The organism is Corynebacterium sp. (genome assembly GCF_030532715.1).
Classification (GTDB): domain Bacteria; phylum Actinomycetota; class Actinomycetes; order Mycobacteriales; family Mycobacteriaceae; genus Corynebacterium.
This window is the reverse complement of record NZ_JAUNKO010000002.1, coordinates 177,687-192,899: the sequence shown is the minus strand read 5'-3', so window position 1 is coordinate 192,899 and position 15,213 is coordinate 177,687. Positions and strand designations below refer to the sequence as shown.

Below are 15,213 nucleotides of genomic sequence, written 5' to 3'. Positions count from 1 at the left end.
CGGTATCCATACCATCGACGGAAAGGCCGACCATGGCTGAATCACCTCGTCGCGAAGTATTTTCCACCCGTATCGCGTTCCTTCTTGCCGCCATTGGCTCGGCGGTCGGCCTGGGAAATATTTGGCGCTTCCCCTACGTCGCCTACGAAAACGGTGGCGGCGCGTTCCTCGTCCCCTATATGGTGGCCCTGCTCACCGCAGGTATCCCCTTGTTGTTCCTCGACTACACCCTGGGGCACCGCTACCGCGGTTCCGCGCCACTGGTGTTCCGTCGTGTGAAGTCGTGGGCGGAACCCATCGGCTGGATCCAGGTGGGCATCTCCTTCTTCATCACCATCTACTACGCCTCCATCATCGCGTGGGCGGGCCTGTACACGGTGAAGTCCTTCAATATGGCGTGGGGCGACAACCCACAAGAGCACTTCTTGAACGACTTTTTGCAGATGGATCCTTCCGTCACCTTCTCCTTTGAAATCATCCCCCAGATCGCCATCGCACTGGCGCTGGTGTGGGCGCTCGCCATCGTGGTGCTGGCCATGGGCGTGGATGAGGGCATCGGTAAAGTATCCAAGATTTTCATGCCCATTTTGACCGCCCTGTTTATTATCGTCGTGGTGCAGGCGCTATTCCTGCCCGGTGCGGCAACCGGCTTGGACGCATTCTTCACCCCGAACTGGGCGGCGCTGTCCGACCCCGGCGTGTGGGTTGCCGCCTATGGCCAGATCTTCTTCTCCCTGTCGGTGGGCTTTGGCATCATGCTCACCTACTCCTCCTACTTGAAGCCGCGCACGAACCTGACGGGCACCGGCTTGGTCACCGCGTTTGCGAACTCTTCGTTTGAGGTGCTGGCGGGTATCGGCGTGTTCGCCGCCTTGGGTTTTATGTCCGTCCAGGCCAACACCCCGGTGAGCGAGGTTGCCACCTCCGGCATCGGCTTGGCGTTCTTCGCGTTCCCCACCATCATCAACCAAATGGCGTTCGGCCCGGTGTTCGGCGTGCTGTTCTTCGGCTGCTTGACCATCGCCGGCTTCACCTCCTTGTTCTCCCTGCTGGAGGTTGTGGTGTCCGCGGTCAAAGACAAGCTCAACTCCCCGCGGAAGTCCACCGCGATCGCCGTCGGTGTGGTCATGGGTTTGATTTCCTTGGCGCTGTTTTCCACCACTTCCGCGTTGGTCACCTTGGACATCATGGACAAGTACACCAACCAGATCGGCATCGTTTCCGTCGCCTTGATCACCATCGTGGTGCTGGACTGGGTGCTGCGTCGCATCGATGAGTTTTCCCTGCACCTCAACGCAGTGTCTTCGTTCAAGGTGAACACCGTCTGGCGCGTGTGCGTGGTCAACATCACCACGATCGTGTTGGGCTACACCCTGCTGCAAGAGCTGATCAACCTGATTCGCGAACCCTACGAGGGGTATTCCGCCAGCCAATTGGGCTTGTATGGTTGGGGCGTGTTGGCGGTGATTACCCTTGGTTCGCTGCTGGCGTCGGTGCTGCCGTGGAACAATGGGGTCAGTTTGGTCGGCCCGCCCGGCTCGGACTTCGGCGTGGATCCGGATACGGAACGCACGATCGACCGGCCGCGCAAGTACATTCCGCGTCGCGCCGCTGGCTTTGCCGCCGAGCAGTACACCGATACCAACGGGCTTAGCTAACCCACAACGCAGGAAAGGAACAGCAATGAGTGGCATCGCGATTATGATGATGATCCTGTTCATGGTGGTGATTTGGGGCGGCCTGATTGTGAGCATTCTGGCGTTGCGCCGCAACCCGGACGAAATGTCGGGTGTGCTGGGCAATTCGGAGTTCGCCACGGATGATGTGTTGATCTCACACGAAAACGACTAGATAGTTTTTACGCAACGTAAACGTCTCCTTCGGGAGGCGTTTCGCATTTCTTTGGCAATATGGAGGACGTGAACGAAAAGGACTTCCGAGGCGAGGCAACCCAGGCGTTTCAGGAACTCGAGGCGCATGACTCGATTGACCGCTTTGAAGTCATCGCCGACGGGATTAAGACGTTTACTTGGTGGTGTTTACGCCTCCTTGTGATCGCCGCGGCGTCGTGGGTGACGTGGTATGTCATGAGCAAGTTCTGGCGCGGACTGCTGCCCATTTTTATCGCGTTGATCTTGTCGTCGGTGTTGTGGACGCCCACCGGGTGGATGCAACGCCGCGGCGTACCGCCCGCCCTCTCGGCAATCATTACCATTTTGGGCGCGTTGGCGTTTTTCGGCGGGCTTATCGGCCTGATCGCACCGAGTATTGTTAACCAATCCCAAACACTATTCTTCCAGGCGTTTGAGGGGGTGCAGCGGCTGCAATTGTGGCTGCAAAGCCCGCCGCTGAACATTAACAGCGAAGACTTGAACGGCTGGTTTTCGGACGCCGCCACGTGGTTGCAGCAGCAATCCGGCACCATTGCCGGGGAGCTCTTCGCCGGCATTGGTGTGGCCTCGTCCGTGGTGGTGACGTTCGGCATTGTACTGGTGTTGACCTTCTTCTTCCTCAAGGACGGCCCGAAGTTTATGCCGTGGTTGCGGGAGGTGACGGGCCGCCGCGTGGGTTGGCATCTCACCGAACTGCTTACTCGCGCGTGGATTACGCTGGCGGGGTTTATCCGCGCCCAGGCACTCGTTTCGCTTGTCGACGCCGTGTTTATCGGCCTTGGGCTAGTCCTCCTCGGCGTGCCCATGGCATTGGCGTTGGGTACGCTGACGTTTATCGCCGGGTTTATCCCAATTGTGGGCGCGGTGGTCGCCGGCGCTTTAGCGGTGATGATCGCGTTCGTGTCCCACGGCGCCACCACCGCGTTTTTCGTGCTGGGGCTGGTGATCTTGGTGCAGCAGCTCGAGGGCAATATTTTGCAGCCGATTGTGCAATCCCGCGCGGTAAACCTGCACCCCGTGGTGATTTTGCTGTCGGTGACCTTGGGTGGCAGCTTGTTCGGCATTGTCGGCGCGTTTCTGGCGGTGCCAACGGCCGCCATGCTGGCGGTGCTGCTGCGGTACCTGAGCGATTTGGTTGCGTTGCGCTCTGGGGAGAAACGCGCCTCCGATATTGAGTTCGCCACATTGGTGGGTTCGTTGACCGCTCAAGAGGGCGAAGAAGCTGGGCGAAAGATGCGCGCGGCTCGTCGGGACGGTACCCTGACCCCCAGCTTGTCCCGCTTGCAGGATATCCTACATGTATTTCGCTCCTGACCCCGGTAGAATAACGCCCCGTGACTCAACACTATCGAACCGCGCCTCCTCGTCTCCCCGCCGCCGCTCGCTTTGGGGTGCCGGTGTGGTCCGCGACGTCGATAATTTTTGCCTCGCTGATCACCGGTGCGCTGTTGAGTATGAACTTCAAGGAGCTCGGCCCCGCGTTTTTGTGGTGTTTCGCCGCAGGCGGCATTGTTGCGGTGTTGTTTGTGGAGCCGCGCGGGCTGTTTGTCACCGCCGCGCAACTTCCGTTCGCGTTCGGGGTGTGCATGCCCATCACCGCCTGGCTCGTGGGACGTATGCTGCCTGGGGCGGACGGGCCGATCACGCGCACGGAAATCATTACCGCGGTGTATCCGCTGACGGAGCAATTCCCGTTTTTGATGACCGTGACGGTGATTACCATCGTCATTGCGATGACACGCTGGGTCCTCGCCTACCAGGCACAAAAACGTGCGATGCGCCGCCGAGTGGTCAAGCAGCAGAAGGTGCGCAAGGTTAATCAGCAGCGCGCAGAGCAGGCAACCCGGGCGCGGACCACGGTGCGCACGCGCCGCACCCACCGCGCGCAGGGGGCGCAATCCTCGCAGGTCACGGTGCAGGAGTTGATGCGCCAGCGGCGCGCCGCCTCACGGCACGACGACCTGTACCGTTAGCGTTGCGCCCGGTCCTGCGGCCGAAGTACGCGCGGGAGGGAAAACACCAGTTTTTCCGCGGCGGTGGTCACTTCCTCGACGTCGGTAAACCCGTATTCGGCCAATAGTTTCAGCACATCCTGGACGAGGATTTCCGGCACCGACGCGCCCGATGTCACGCCCACAGTGGACACCCCTTCGAGCCAAGCGGGGTCGACCTGGGATGCGAAATCGACAAGATAGCTGGCGTCCGCGCCGGCTTGCAGCGCCACCTCCACCAGCCGCTTCGAATTGGAAGAGTTTTGCGAACCCACAACGATGACGAGGTCGCAGCGCTCCGCGATGGCTTTCACGGCCACCTGCCGGTTCTGCGTGGCGTAGCAAATGTCGTCGCTCGGGGGGTCGATCAGGTGCGGGAACTTGGCTTTGAGGAGCCGCACAATTTCCATGGTTTCATCCACCGACAGCGTGGTTTGGGAAAGCCACACCAGCTTGTCGTCCGCGGCGAATTCCAACTGTTCCACGGATTCCACGCCGTCGACCAAATGCACCACGTCGGGCGCTTCCCCGGCGGTGCCTTCCACCTCCTCGTGGCCCTCGTGACCGATCAACAGAATTTGATAGCCGTCGCGGGCGAACCGCTTCACCTCGTTGTGTACCTTGGTCACCAGCGGGCAGGTTGCATCGAGGGTTTGCAGGGACAGCGCGCGCGCCTCGGCGTGCACGGCTGGGCTCACACCGTGGGCGGAAAACACAAGGTGGGAGCCTTCGGGGACTTCGTCGGTTTCGTCTACAAACACGGCGCCGCGCTCCGCGAGGGTATCCACCACATAGCGATTGTGGACGATCTCTTTGCGCACGTACACCGGCGCGCCATACTTCTCCAGCGCGCGTTCCACGGTTTCCACGGCGCGATCCACGCCGGCGCAATACCCGCGGGGGGCAGCAAGCAAAATCTTCTTGGGTGCGGTCATGCGATACAGAGTATCCAACAACACCTACAATAGGTGCGTTCACCCACAAGGAAAGGGAGTTTTTCAAGGTGGCTACCACTGCTGAACACCCGTGGCCCGTCCGCGAAGTCAACGCCAAAGTCAAGGCTTGGATCGAACGCTTGGGCCATATTTGGGTGGAGGGGCAGCTCACCCAGGTGAACATGAAACCCTCGTGGCGGCTGTCCTACCTCACGCTTCGCGATACGGAAGCCGAAGCAAGCGTGCAGGTCACCTGCCCAACAACCGTGCTGAAAGGGACGTCGTTGCGCGACGGCGACCGCGTGGTCATCTACGCCAAACCAGCGTTCTATTCCGGGCGTGGTTCCTTCTCCCTGTGGGCCACCGAAATTCGGCCCGTGGGCATCGGCGAACTCCTCGCCCGCATCGAACAATTGCGCAAGCAGCTGGCTGCCGAAGGGCTTTTCGACGCCGCCCGCAAACGCCCCCTCCCGTACCTACCGCGCTGCGTTGGCCTGATCACTGGGCGTGGCTCCGCCGCCGAACGCGACGTACTCAGCGTGGCGCGCGACCGGTGGCCCGAAGTCCGCTTCGAGGTGATCAACACGGCCGTCCAAGGCGCGCCTGCCGTCCCCGAAATTATCGCCGCCCTGGAAACCCTCGACGCCAACCCGAACGTAGATGTGATTATCATCGCGCGCGGCGGCGGCTCCGTGGAAGACCTCCTGCCCTTTTCCGAGGAAGCCCTCCAGCGCGCCGTCGCAGCCGCAACCACCCCGGTGGTCTCCGCGATCGGGCACGAACCCGACAACCCCGTGCTTGACAACGTCGCGGACCTCCGCGCCGCCACGCCCACCGACGCCGCGAAACGCGTTGTACCGGACGTCGTCGCGGAACGCGCGCTCATCGAAGAGCTCCGGCAGCGCTCCGCTGCGGCCTTACGCGGCTGGGTGCAACGCGAAATGCAAGGCCTTGCCAGCGTGCGATCCCGGCCCGTGCTGGCGGACCCGTTCACCCCCATCAACCGGCGCGCCGAAGAAATCCAGCACGCACGTACGTTGATTCGGCGCGACATTACCCAACAGCTCCGCCACGCGGACACCACGGTCAGTGCGCTGCGCGCCAGAATCGCCACCCTCGGCCCCGCCGCCACGCTGGCCCGCGGCTACGCCGTCGTGCAGGTCACCCCGCCAGGCGACGTGGTTACCGCAATCGCGCAAGCCCCGCCCGGCAGCCAATTGCGAATCCGTGTCAGCGACGGATCCATCACCGCAGCCTCAATCAACACCACGCCCGCCAACTAACACACCGTTGAAGGAAGCATTGCCCATGAACACCATCGGCTCCGGAACCCCCAAAGAATTCACCCCCGTCACCGAACTCAGCTACGAAACCGCACGGGACGAACTCGTAGAAATAGTGAAAATCCTCGAGCTTGGGCAAATGAGCCTAGACGAATCCCTCACCTACTGGGAACGCGGCGAAGCACTGGCGAAACGCTGCGAAGAGCACTTAGCCGGGGCGCACGCCCGAGTCGAAGAAGCCATCGGGCGCGCCCAAGAATAGTCGGCCCGCCCGACTAGGACACGGCGATAGGTTCGGCGCGGATCGCCGCAGTGGCAAGCTCTTCGAACTCTTGGCTGCCGGCGGTACCAACAATGACGAAGCGAACATCGCCCAAGTCGGCCACCCACGTGTCATCCCCGGAACCGTCCGCGGGGGTGAAATGGCGAAACGATTGCCCCGCGACAGACACCGGATCGGCCTCGTCGGAGGCCTCCTTCATGGTTTTCATAGCTTTGTCCACCGGTGCGCCGGTTTGGGTGAGCTGCAGGTAGGCGCCTTCGGCGGTCACCCAACCAATCACCGGCGCGGGCTCTTGTTGAACACTGGTGCGACGGGCAGAGTTAGCGGTCCAGCCTTCAGGGACCTCCGGCATCCGCACTGGGAATTTCACCGCACGGGCCTCAAGCTCTAAAAACTGCCGCGCATCAACGGCGCGCACAGGGCCGTTTTCCGGTGCGCCTGGATTGAAGGAACACAACCCCGTAAAACCCACCGACAGCAGCATGATGAGCAACAGGACCAGAAGGGTCATGGAAATGTCTTTCCCGTCTTGGAAAATACGGGGTTTATTCTCTGCCACTCGAACAGTATGGCAGAAGGCCCCAATTCGGGTGGAAAAAGGGGACATTTCACGGGAGACTAGTGCAACAATAGAACCGCAGAGTTTAGCCGGACGGATGTTCGGCTAACTGCGCCCGCTAATGTGATTTCGCCGTTATCAGGAGGCCGCCAGTTATGAATACACCGCACCAGGAAGCTCACGAGCGCCCAGATCGTAACCTCGCGTTGGAGCTCGTTCGCGTCACGGAAGCAGCGGCACTCGCATCTGGGCGCTGGGTTGGCCGCGGCATGAAAAACGAGGGTGACGGCGCCGCGGTGGATGCCATGCGCAAACTCATCAACTCTGTGAGCATGCGCGGCGTCGTTGTAATTGGTGAAGGTGAAAAAGACCAAGCCCCAATGTTGTACAACGGTGAGGAAGTAGGCACGGGTGACGGCGCCGACGTTGATATCGCCGTGGATCCCGTAGATGGCACCACCCTCATGGCGGAAGGCCGCCCCAACGCGATTTCCGTACTGGCCGCCGCGGAACGCGGCTCCATGTACGACCCCTCCGCGGTGTTCTACATGAACAAGATTGCCGTCGGCCCGGAAGCTGCCGGCAAGATCGATATCCAAGCACCCGTCGCGCACAACATTGGGGTGGTGGCCAAGGAAAAGGGAATTACCCCCGCCGATGTGACTGTGGTGGTTTTGGACCGCCCGCGGCACGATGCCCTGATTACGGATATCCGGCGCGCTGGCGCGAAGGTACGCTTGATCCGCGACGGTGACGTCGCTGGCGCGGTGGCCGCAGCGCAGGATACGAACTCCGTGGACATCATGATGGGTATCGGCGGCACCCCCGAGGGCATCATCACCGCCTGCGCAATGAAATGTATGGGCGGAGAGATTCAGGGCATGTTGCATCCCCGAAACGACGCGGAAATCCGCAAAGCGTTGGACGCGGGCCACGACCTGGATCGCGTGCTAACCACCAATGACCTGGTGTCTTCAGATAACTGCTACTTCGTGGCCACCGGTGTGACCAACGGCGATATGTTGCGTGGTGTGAGCTACCGCAAGAACGGGGCGACCACCCGCTCACTGGTCATGCGTTCGAGGTCGGGCACGGTGCGCTACATCGAATCAGTACACAAGCTGGCAAAATTGCAGGAATATTCGGTGGTGGATTACACCCGCAACTAACCCCCAATTATGATCTAGCTCACTAGAGCCTAGCTTGTTCGGCACCGACCACACGGTGCCGAATTTTTTTGGGCATACTAGTTGCTGTGCCGTGTGCGTCACGGCGTTTTGCATGAACTTTCAACGTAGAAGGTGGACTATATGACCGAGCAGGAATTCCGCATTGAACACGACACCATGGGTGAAGTGAAGGTTCCGGTGAACGCTCTGTGGCGTGCGCAAACCCAGCGCGCCGTCGAGAATTTCCCTATCTCCGGCCGCGGCTTGGAAGCCGCACAGATCCGCGCCATGGGCCTGCTCAAAGCCGCCTGTGCGCAGGTAAACAAAGACCGCGGCCTGCTGCCTGCAGAAAAGGCTGACGCCATCATCGCCGCCGCCAAGGAAATCGCGGATGGCAAGCACAACAGCGAATTCCCCATCGACGTTTTCCAGACCGGTTCCGGCACGTCTTCGAACATGAACACGAACGAGGTGATCGCCTCCATCGCCAAGGCAAACGGCGTGGACGTACACCCCAACGATGACGTCAATATGGGCCAGTCCTCCAACGACACCTTCCCCACCGCCACCCACGTCGCGGCCACGGAAGCTGCCGTCAAGGACCTCATCCCCGGCCTGAAGAAGCTGCACGAGTCTCTTTCTGCGAAGGCGCAAGCATGGAAGGACGTGGTCAAGTCCGGCCGCACCCACCTGATGGACGCGGTGCCGGTCACCCTCGGCCAAGAGTTCGCAGGCTACGCCCGCCAAATCGAAGCTGGTATCGAACGTGTTGAGGCCACCCTGCCGCGCTTGGGTGAGCTGCCGATCGGCGGCACCGCCGTGGGCACCGGCCTGAACACCCCAGCAGATTTCGGCCCCAAGGTGGTGGCCGAACTGGTCAAGCTCACCGGCGTTGAGGAACTCCGCGAGTGCGAAAACCACTTCGAAGCCCAGGCTAACCGCGACGGTTTGGTGGAATTCTCCGGTGCGATGCGCACCATCGCGGTGTCCTTGAACAAGATTGCAAACGATATCCGGTGGATGGGTTCCGGCCCGCTCACCGGCCTCGCCGAGATTCACCTGCCCGACCTGCAGCCCGGCTCCTCCATCATGCCCGGCAAGGTCAACCCGGTGCTGTGCGAAACCGCAACCCAGGTTGCGGCCCAGGTCGTGGGCAATGACGCCGCCGTGGTGTTTGGTGGCGCCCAGGGCGCCTTCGAACTCAACGTGTTTATCCCTGTGATGGCGCGCAACGTCCTCGAATCCGCCGTGTTGCTGGCCAACACCTCCCGCATGTTCGCCGAAAAGCTCGTCGACGGCATCGAACCTAACGTCGAACGCATGAAGACGTTGGCGGAATCCTCCCCGTCGATTGTTACCCCGCTGAACTCCGCGATCGGCTACGAGAACGCCGCGAAGGTTGCCAAGACTGCGCTGAAGGAAGGCAAGACCATCCGCCAGACGGTGATCGACATGGGCTTTGTTGATGGCAAGAACCTCACCGAGGAAGAACTCGACAAGCGCCTCGACGTGTTAGCAATGTGCAACACTGACCGCGACAAGTAGTTCATTCAGATCAAACCCTTCCGTGGCTCCGCATCAGGAGCGCCCGGAAGGGTTTTGCATGAAGCGAGCCCTATCCGCCGCTGAAGAGGCGCTCTGATCGCAGCAAATAATCTGCGAGGAGTACGCGCGCTTGTTCGACATCGTTTCGCTGAAGCGCGAAGAGAATGCTGCGATTCATATCGATGAAGGGTTTGTGTACGGCTTTCCAATCAGACGTGGCAAGAAACAACAGCCGCAGGTGTGCGAGCACCACCCTCGAATGGTCGCTGAGGCGTTGGCAGCCCACGAGGTTCACAATCGCTTGATGGAACTCTGAGTTGGCGGCGCCGACGTTCACCCAATCGTTGGCTTCCGCCGCCGCCTCCGCGGCATCGCACGCGCGTTCCATGGCGTTGAGGCATTCCATGGTGACGTGCGGGTCGCGGTGCACGTGATCGAGCGCGCCGAGTTCCACGAACCGGCGAAATTCATACACATCATGGATTTCCTCGGTGACCGTGCTGACAAACACCCCTCGATGGGGGATATGCTCCACGAGGCCATCGCGGGCGAGCATACGAAACGCCTCTCGCAGGGTGTTTCTGGATACCCCTAACTGGGTGGATAAACCTATCTCGGCGAGTTGCTCCCCCGCGCGCAGTTCCCCTCGGTAAATGCGATCGGTAAGTAATCGCACGAGTTCATCAATGGTTGCTCTGCCCATAATGAAAAAGCGTATCCGTTTCTAGTAGTGATCTGGTAAATATGAACTTGAGATTGTGTGGCCCGACACATCAATCCTATAATCTGATCGTTGTTGAACAACGCGAAAGCCGCACCCACGCGAGGCCCGCACACTCAACACCTGGCACCACACTTGCAAAGGACATTGTTATGGCAGAAAAAACCTTGGGCCAAGCGGCCGCTTCGGCGACGGCCCGCAGCGCACTTTTAGGCGCGATTTTCCTTATGGCGACCAGTGCCATCGGCCCTGGGTTTTTGACGCAAACAGCCGTATTCACCAGCCAACTAGGCGCCGCATTCGCATTCGCAATCTTGGTGTCAATCATTTTGGATATCGCCATTCAGCTTAACGTGTGGCGCGTCATTGGCATTTCCGGCCTGCGCGCCCAAGAGCTGGGCAATCGGGTAGTCCCCGGCTTGGGTTGGGTACTGGCAGTATGTATCGCCGTCGGTGGCATTGTGTTTAACATCGGCAATATTTCGGGTGCTGGCTTGGGCACCAACGCGTTGATGGGTGCAGATGTGAAACTCGGCGGTATCCTCACCGCCCTCCTCGCGATTGGCGTGTTCTTGTTCCAACGCATCGGCGGCGCATTAGACAAGCTCATCGTCGTGCTGGGTGTGATGATGATGCTGCTCACCCTGTATGTGGCTATCGTATCCAACCCTCCGGTAGGCGACGCACTGCGCAACACCGTGTGGCCGGAGACAATCGACTGGGTGACCATCACCACCCTCGTCGGTGGCACCGTCGGTGGCTACATCACCTACGCAGGGGCGCACCGCATGTTGGACAGCGGCCGCACCGGCGTCGAACACGTGAAAGATGTTGCTCGTTCCTCCATCACCGGCATTTTGCTCACCGGTGTTATGCGCGTGGTGTTGTTCCTCGCCGTGCTGGGCGTGGTGGTTGGTGGCGCAACCCTGGGCGGGCAAAACCCTGCTGGCGACGCATTCCAAGCCGCCGCCGGCGATCTGGGCTTGCGCTTCTTCGGCATCGTGCTGTGGGCAGCCGCCTTGAGCTCGGTCATCGGCGCGAGCTACACCTCCGCAACCTTCCTGGTTTCGAACGCCCCCGAGCGGCGCACGCTACAAACGTGGGTGACCATTGCGTTTATCGCGATCTCGGGTGTGCTGTTTATGGCGTTGGGTACCGCCCCGAAGCAACTCCTTGTCTTCGCGGGTGCGTTCAATGGGCTGGTGCTCCCGATCGGCTTGACGCTCATGATGTACGTGGCGGCGTTCCGCCAAAAGGACCTTCTCAATGGCTACCGCTACCCCATGTGGCTGCTCACCATCGGCACGTTGTCCACGCTGATCGCATGGTGGCTCGCCTGGACGTCGTTCGGCAAGGTTTTTGAACTACTTAGCGCAACAGCGTAACCACCGGAGGCGAACACACTGATGCAGATCGATCTCAATAGCGACCTCGGCGAAAGCTACGGCTCCTGGAGTATGGGCAACGACGGCGCGATCCTTAAGCTCGTCAGCAGCGCGAACGTGGCCTGTGGCTTCCACGCGGGCGACCCGCTGGTGATGCGCCGCACGTGCGCAAAAGCTCGTGCACACGGCGTCCGCATTGGCGCCCACCCGGGCTACCGGGACCTCGCGGGTTTCGGTCGGCGCGCCATGGATTACGATTCCGCGTCCCTCACCGCAGAAACCATTTACCAAGTCGGTGCGCTCCAGGCTGCGGCCTTCTCCGTGGGCGCCAAAGTCGAATACGTCAAACCTCACGGCGCGCTGTACAACCGGATCGCCCGGGATAAGACGCAAGCGATGGCCGTCATCGAAGGCATTTTGCCGTTCCGGCTGCCGATCATGGGGTTGGCCGGAACCCCAATTTTGCAGTGGGCGGAGGAGGCAGGTCTACCCACCATCGCCGAAGCGTTCGCGGACCGGCACTATTTGCCGGATGGGTCGCTGGCGTCCCGCAGCATGCCGGGCGCGGTCCTCGACGCCGAACGCGCAATCGAACAGGCCATCGCGATCGCCACTGGCAAACCGGTAACCACGCACTCGGGCGAAGAGTTGCTGGTCAAGGCGGATTCCATTTGCGTTCATGGTGATAACCCCGAAGCGCTCGAGGTGGTCAAGCAAATCATTGTCGGGCTGGAAGCCCACGGCGTGGCGGTGAGCAATGGACATTAAACCCTGCGGTGATACCGCCGTGCTGGTAGATATTCACGACGCCGACGCCAAGGCCTTAGGCCTTTCCACACTCGCCGTGGTGATGAATGTGCACCGGCAGATTCAGCAACTTGGCCTGCCGGGGGTTATTGACATTGTGCCGGCGGCGGCGACGGTGTTGGTCACCCTCGACACCGCGCGCACCACCCCCCAAGAAGCCGCACAAGTATTCGCGAATCTTAGCCTCGAAGGTACCGGCGAAATCCAGGGAAATGAAGTGGTCATCCCCGTGGATTACTCCGGCCCCGATCTTGAGGTTGTCGCGGAAGCCACTGGGTTGAGCGTGTCCGGGGTGATCGAAAAGCACACGGAAATGCGCTGGTTGGCGGCGTTTGGCGGGTTCGCACCCGGGTTTGTGTACTTGGTACCCACCACCCCGTTATGGAATATTCCCCGCCGCAGCCAACCCCGCGCAAAGATCGCCACCGGATCCGTGGGGTTAGCGGGCGAATACTCGGGTGTGTACCCCCAGGCTTCCCCGGGTGGCTGGCAGATTATCGGCACTACGGATACCCCCATGTGGGAGGTTAATCGCACTCCGCCCGCATATATTCAACCAGGCGACACAGTACGTTTTGAGGCCCGCAATGCTTGAGGTAATCTCCCCCGGCCCGCTCGCGATGTTTCAGGATCGCGGACGCATCGGCTACGCCAATATCGGGGTCAGCCCCTCTGGGTCGTTCGACCGATTGAGCGCGGCCCGCGCGAACCACGCGGTAGGCAACGGCCCACAAGCTCCCGTAATCGAAATTCTGATCGGCGGATTCGAAGCGAAAGTATTGGCGGATACTACGGCGATTGTTACCGGCACCGCCACCCCCATCACGATCAAGTCCAATGGGAAAACGCGGGAAAGCTACACCAATACGCTGCTGGATCTACACGCCGGCGATACCGTGTCGTTGGGGCATTCCAACTACGGGCTGCGTTCGTACCTTGCGATCCGCGGCGGTTTTCACGTCCCCACCACCCTGGGCAGCGCCGCCCGGGATATGCTGAGCAACCTTGGGCCGGAACCAATCCGCGCGGGGGATGTGTTGACGCGCGGCGATTTTACCGCTGGCGAACATTGGTGGCCAAAGTTGCGCCAGTTGCCGCCCCTGTGGCGGCCGCGCCGCCATGAGGAATTGAGCGTAATCTTAGGCCCCCGATCGGACTGGTTTAGCTCAGAAAGTATGTTGGATTTCCTGTCTCAGGAATTCAAGGTGTCTCCGGAATCAAACAGGATTGGGTTGCGGATGCACGCAACCACCCCACTGCAACGGGCGCGCCACGAAGAGCTCCGCAGCGAAGGCATGGTACGCGGTTCGATCCAGGTGCCACCGAGCGGCGACCCCGTCATTTTCGGCCCCGATCACCCCGTGACCGGCGGTTACCCCGTGATTGCGGTCCTTACGTCGCGTTCGTGCGACCGCGCGGGCCAATTGGCCGCCGGCGATAGCGTCCGCTTCCGCCTTGCTTAACCCGCGCTCATCTGCGCCCCGCCGCCCGCCGTTGCTGCTTCGCCCGCGCTTTGTCGCGGGCTTTGCGCTTGGGCGCCGCCTGGCGTGACGAGTTCGCGGTGCGCCCACGGGTAATACCCACGAAATCTTGGATGGCGTCCCCGTCGTGGACCTTTTTCCACACCACGGCGATGGTGGTGGGCTGACCTTCTGCATATGCCCGGTGCTCAACTTCTTTCAGGTTCATACTGCGCAGCAACGGGCGCGGGGCAATCACCACGCCAACATTGGCGGCCACGACGTGGGCGGCCTCGCGGACGGCCGCCACATCCACCGCATTCGCCGGCTGATACAGTACCGTTTCCGCGGCGATATCGGCCCGGGTGATTTCCTCCAGCAAGGTAAGTTCATTGTCTTTGGGCAGCCCAATGCCGGGTTGCTCTTCATAAAGGCGCACCACATGGTATGCGTCTTGACCGGTGCCGTCCCCAATGTGAGCGTCGGGCAAACGTACGAATGCCACGCGAGCCTCGTCAGCTGCAAGGGCCGCCACGGGATCATCACAACCGAATGTGCGCTCGATGCCGTGCTTGGTGTGCTCCGAGAAGCGCGTGAACCACTTCTGGGGAGCGGTGCCGTGGACGTAGGCAATAGTCAAGCTCATGGCACAAATGTTACCGTTGACGATGTGACAACCGCATCAAATAATATGAAACCGCAAACAGCTGCGAAGAAGCTGGGGATCTACCTGCCGGCCACCCCGGAGGAGTTTCAAAACACCCCGCTCAGCCACGCCGCGTTTGTGGAGCTCCAAACAAACCCGCCGGAGTGGCTCCGCGAGCTGCGCCGCACCGGCCCGCATCCGCGGCCCGTGGTGGCCCAGAAACTGGGCATTACGATTGCCGCGTTAAAGCGCAACGATTGTGACCGCCCGCTGACCACCGCGGAAATCAAGGCGATGTTGGAGCACCAGCCGGATTGGCTGCGCGCCGCTCGGACGCAATTGGCCAAGCAGCGTGAAGAACAGCGCGGCGGGACCGCTGAGGAGCACACCCAATAGCCTTTCCACGCCCCCGTTTTACCCATAAAATATTCGATCAACTATTCGAAGATAGGGGAATTGTGGGCCGCGGCGCCAGGATTGTTTTCATCCTGCCGCGCCGGCCCACTGTGAAAAGGCATGAATAACATTCGGCAGTTA

Annotated in this window: 17 protein-coding genes; 13 read left to right on the top strand and 4 right to left on the bottom strand. The window is 60.8% G+C overall.

Translation table 11 applies throughout. The features are described from left to right. The first annotated feature begins 32 nt into the window (after nucleotides 1-32). The 4 genes from Q4D83_RS04010 to Q4D83_RS03995 all read left to right on the top strand — a co-directional run bounded on the left by Q4D83_RS04010 (nucleotide 33) and on the right by Q4D83_RS03995 (nucleotide 3,865). Nucleotides 33-1,658, top strand: a complete 1,626-nt coding sequence (locus Q4D83_RS04010; RefSeq protein WP_303173191.1) for a sodium-dependent transporter — start codon at nucleotides 33-35, stop codon at nucleotides 1,656-1,658. A gap of 25 nt (nucleotides 1,659-1,683) precedes the next feature. Beyond that, entirely contained in the window at nucleotides 1,684-1,851 is a 168-nt protein-coding gene (metS, locus tag Q4D83_RS04005; RefSeq protein WP_303173189.1) for a methionine/alanine import NSS transporter subunit MetS, read from the top strand. A 134-nt stretch (nucleotides 1,852-1,985) separates the two neighbouring features. Continuing rightward, entirely contained in the window at nucleotides 1,986-3,206 is a 1,221-nt protein-coding gene (locus Q4D83_RS04000; protein ID WP_303173587.1) for an AI-2E family transporter, read from the top strand. A gap of 20 nt (nucleotides 3,207-3,226) precedes the next feature. Beyond that, on the top strand, nucleotides 3,227-3,865 hold the full coding sequence (locus Q4D83_RS03995; RefSeq protein ID WP_303173188.1) for a DUF6542 domain-containing protein: 639 nt from the start codon (nucleotides 3,227-3,229) through the stop codon (nucleotides 3,863-3,865). Here the strand turns inward: Q4D83_RS03995 and Q4D83_RS03990 are convergent. Further along, complete coding sequence (locus Q4D83_RS03990) at nucleotides 3,862-4,818, bottom strand: 4-hydroxy-3-methylbut-2-enyl diphosphate reductase (protein ID WP_303173186.1); 957 nt, start codon at nucleotides 4,816-4,818, stop codon at nucleotides 3,862-3,864. The two genes, Q4D83_RS03995 and Q4D83_RS03990, sit on opposite strands and share 4 nt — an antisense overlap. A gap of 68 nt (nucleotides 4,819-4,886) precedes the next feature. Here Q4D83_RS03990 and xseA point away from each other — a divergent pair, with 68 nt between their 5' ends. Beyond that, on the top strand, nucleotides 4,887-6,101 hold the full coding sequence (gene xseA, locus Q4D83_RS03985; protein WP_303173184.1) for an exodeoxyribonuclease VII large subunit: 1,215 nt from the start codon (nucleotides 4,887-4,889) through the stop codon (nucleotides 6,099-6,101). Nucleotides 6,102-6,126: 25 nt separating this feature from the next. Further along, nucleotides 6,127-6,363 carry an exodeoxyribonuclease VII small subunit gene (locus Q4D83_RS03980; RefSeq protein WP_303173183.1) on the top strand — a complete coding sequence of 79 codons (237 nt, stop codon included), beginning with the start codon at nucleotides 6,127-6,129 and terminating at the stop codon, nucleotides 6,361-6,363. A gap of 13 nt (nucleotides 6,364-6,376) precedes the next feature. Here the strand turns inward: Q4D83_RS03980 and Q4D83_RS03975 are convergent, their stop codons facing one another. Further along, on the bottom strand, nucleotides 6,377-6,943 hold the full coding sequence (locus tag Q4D83_RS03975) for a DUF4245 domain-containing protein (RefSeq protein ID WP_303173181.1): 567 nt from the start codon (nucleotides 6,941-6,943) through the stop codon (nucleotides 6,377-6,379). A gap of 155 nt (nucleotides 6,944-7,098) precedes the next feature. Here Q4D83_RS03975 and glpX point away from each other — a divergent pair, with 155 nt between their 5' ends. Together glpX and Q4D83_RS03965 are read left to right on the top strand one after the other, a co-directional pair. Next, nucleotides 7,099-8,112, top strand: coding sequence for a class II fructose-bisphosphatase (gene glpX / locus Q4D83_RS03970; RefSeq protein WP_303173180.1), 1,014 nt, complete (start codon nucleotides 7,099-7,101; stop codon nucleotides 8,110-8,112). Between the two features lie 141 nt (nucleotides 8,113-8,253). After that, nucleotides 8,254-9,657: a class II fumarate hydratase gene (locus Q4D83_RS03965; protein ID WP_303173178.1), complete on the top strand. Its 1,404-nt coding sequence runs from the start codon at nucleotides 8,254-8,256 to the stop codon at nucleotides 9,655-9,657. A gap of 70 nt (nucleotides 9,658-9,727) precedes the next feature. Here the strand turns inward: Q4D83_RS03965 and Q4D83_RS03960 are convergent, their stop codons facing one another. After that, on the bottom strand, nucleotides 9,728-10,360 hold the full coding sequence (locus Q4D83_RS03960) for a GntR family transcriptional regulator (protein ID WP_303173176.1): 633 nt from the start codon (nucleotides 10,358-10,360) through the stop codon (nucleotides 9,728-9,730). Between the two features lie 170 nt (nucleotides 10,361-10,530). On the opposite strand from Q4D83_RS03960, the gene Q4D83_RS03955 reads away from it, so the two are divergent. Genes Q4D83_RS03955 through Q4D83_RS03940 form a run of 4 tightly spaced genes read left to right on the top strand, consistent with a single transcriptional unit; the run spans nucleotide 10,531 to nucleotide 14,033 of the window. After that, the gene (locus tag Q4D83_RS03955) at nucleotides 10,531-11,763 is read left to right on the top strand and encodes an NRAMP family divalent metal transporter (RefSeq protein ID WP_303173174.1); all 1,233 of its coding nucleotides are present in this window, start codon (nucleotides 10,531-10,533) and stop codon (nucleotides 11,761-11,763) included. A gap of 21 nt (nucleotides 11,764-11,784) precedes the next feature. After that, nucleotides 11,785-12,531 (top strand): LamB/YcsF family protein, encoded by a 747-nt coding sequence (locus Q4D83_RS03950; RefSeq protein WP_303173172.1) that lies wholly within the window; start codon nucleotides 11,785-11,787, stop codon nucleotides 12,529-12,531. Next, a complete protein-coding gene (locus Q4D83_RS03945; RefSeq protein ID WP_303173171.1) occupies nucleotides 12,521-13,165 on the top strand; it encodes an allophanate hydrolase subunit 1 in 645 nt (214 codons plus the stop codon). The genes Q4D83_RS03950 and Q4D83_RS03945 overlap by 11 nt, the downstream gene beginning before the upstream one ends. Further along, a complete protein-coding gene (locus Q4D83_RS03940) occupies nucleotides 13,158-14,033 on the top strand; it encodes a biotin-dependent carboxyltransferase family protein (protein WP_303173169.1) in 876 nt (291 codons plus the stop codon). The genes Q4D83_RS03945 and Q4D83_RS03940 overlap by 8 nt, the downstream gene beginning before the upstream one ends. Before the next feature lie 7 nt (nucleotides 14,034-14,040). On the opposite strand, the gene Q4D83_RS03935 is transcribed toward Q4D83_RS03940, so the two are convergent. Then, nucleotides 14,041-14,676, bottom strand: coding sequence for a LysR family transcriptional regulator (locus tag Q4D83_RS03935; protein ID WP_303173167.1), 636 nt, complete (start codon nucleotides 14,674-14,676; stop codon nucleotides 14,041-14,043). 45 nt (nucleotides 14,677-14,721) lie between these two features. On the opposite strand from Q4D83_RS03935, the gene Q4D83_RS03930 reads away from it, so the two are divergent. Beyond that, nucleotides 14,722-15,072 carry a DUF5997 family protein gene (locus Q4D83_RS03930; protein WP_303173585.1) on the top strand — a complete coding sequence of 117 codons (351 nt, stop codon included), beginning with the start codon at nucleotides 14,722-14,724 and terminating at the stop codon, nucleotides 15,070-15,072. The last annotated feature ends 141 nt before the right edge of the window (nucleotides 15,073-15,213 follow it).

Excerpts from the sequence above, each read along its gene's own strand:
- Q4D83_RS03930 (WP_303173585.1), top strand. The coding sequence starts at position 14,722 with ATGAAACCGCAAACAGCTGCGAAGAAGCTGGGGATCTACCTGCCGGCC.
- Q4D83_RS03955 (WP_303173174.1), top strand. The coding sequence starts at position 10,531 with ATGGCAGAAAAAACCTTGGGCCAAGCGGCCGCTTCGGCGACGGCCCGC.
- Q4D83_RS03950 (WP_303173172.1), top strand. The coding sequence starts at position 11,785 with ATGCAGATCGATCTCAATAGCGACCTCGGCGAAAGCTACGGCTCCTGG.
- Q4D83_RS03960 (WP_303173176.1), bottom strand. The coding sequence starts at position 10,360 with ATGGGCAGAGCAACCATTGATGAACTCGTGCGATTACTTACCGATCGC.
- Q4D83_RS04010 (WP_303173191.1), top strand. The coding sequence starts at position 33 with ATGGCTGAATCACCTCGTCGCGAAGTATTTTCCACCCGTATCGCGTTC.
- Q4D83_RS03940 (WP_303173169.1), top strand. The coding sequence starts at position 13,158 with ATGCTTGAGGTAATCTCCCCCGGCCCGCTCGCGATGTTTCAGGATCGC.
- Q4D83_RS03965 (WP_303173178.1), top strand. The coding sequence starts at position 8,254 with ATGACCGAGCAGGAATTCCGCATTGAACACGACACCATGGGTGAAGTG.
- metS (WP_303173189.1), top strand. The coding sequence starts at position 1,684 with ATGAGTGGCATCGCGATTATGATGATGATCCTGTTCATGGTGGTGATT.
- Q4D83_RS03980 (WP_303173183.1), top strand. The coding sequence starts at position 6,127 with ATGAACACCATCGGCTCCGGAACCCCCAAAGAATTCACCCCCGTCACC.
- Q4D83_RS03945 (WP_303173171.1), top strand. The coding sequence starts at position 12,521 with ATGGACATTAAACCCTGCGGTGATACCGCCGTGCTGGTAGATATTCAC.
- glpX (WP_303173180.1), top strand. The coding sequence starts at position 7,099 with ATGAATACACCGCACCAGGAAGCTCACGAGCGCCCAGATCGTAACCTC.
- Q4D83_RS03935 (WP_303173167.1), bottom strand. The coding sequence starts at position 14,676 with ATGAGCTTGACTATTGCCTACGTCCACGGCACCGCTCCCCAGAAGTGG.
- Q4D83_RS03990 (WP_303173186.1), bottom strand. The coding sequence starts at position 4,818 with ATGACCGCACCCAAGAAGATTTTGCTTGCTGCCCCCCGCGGGTATTGC.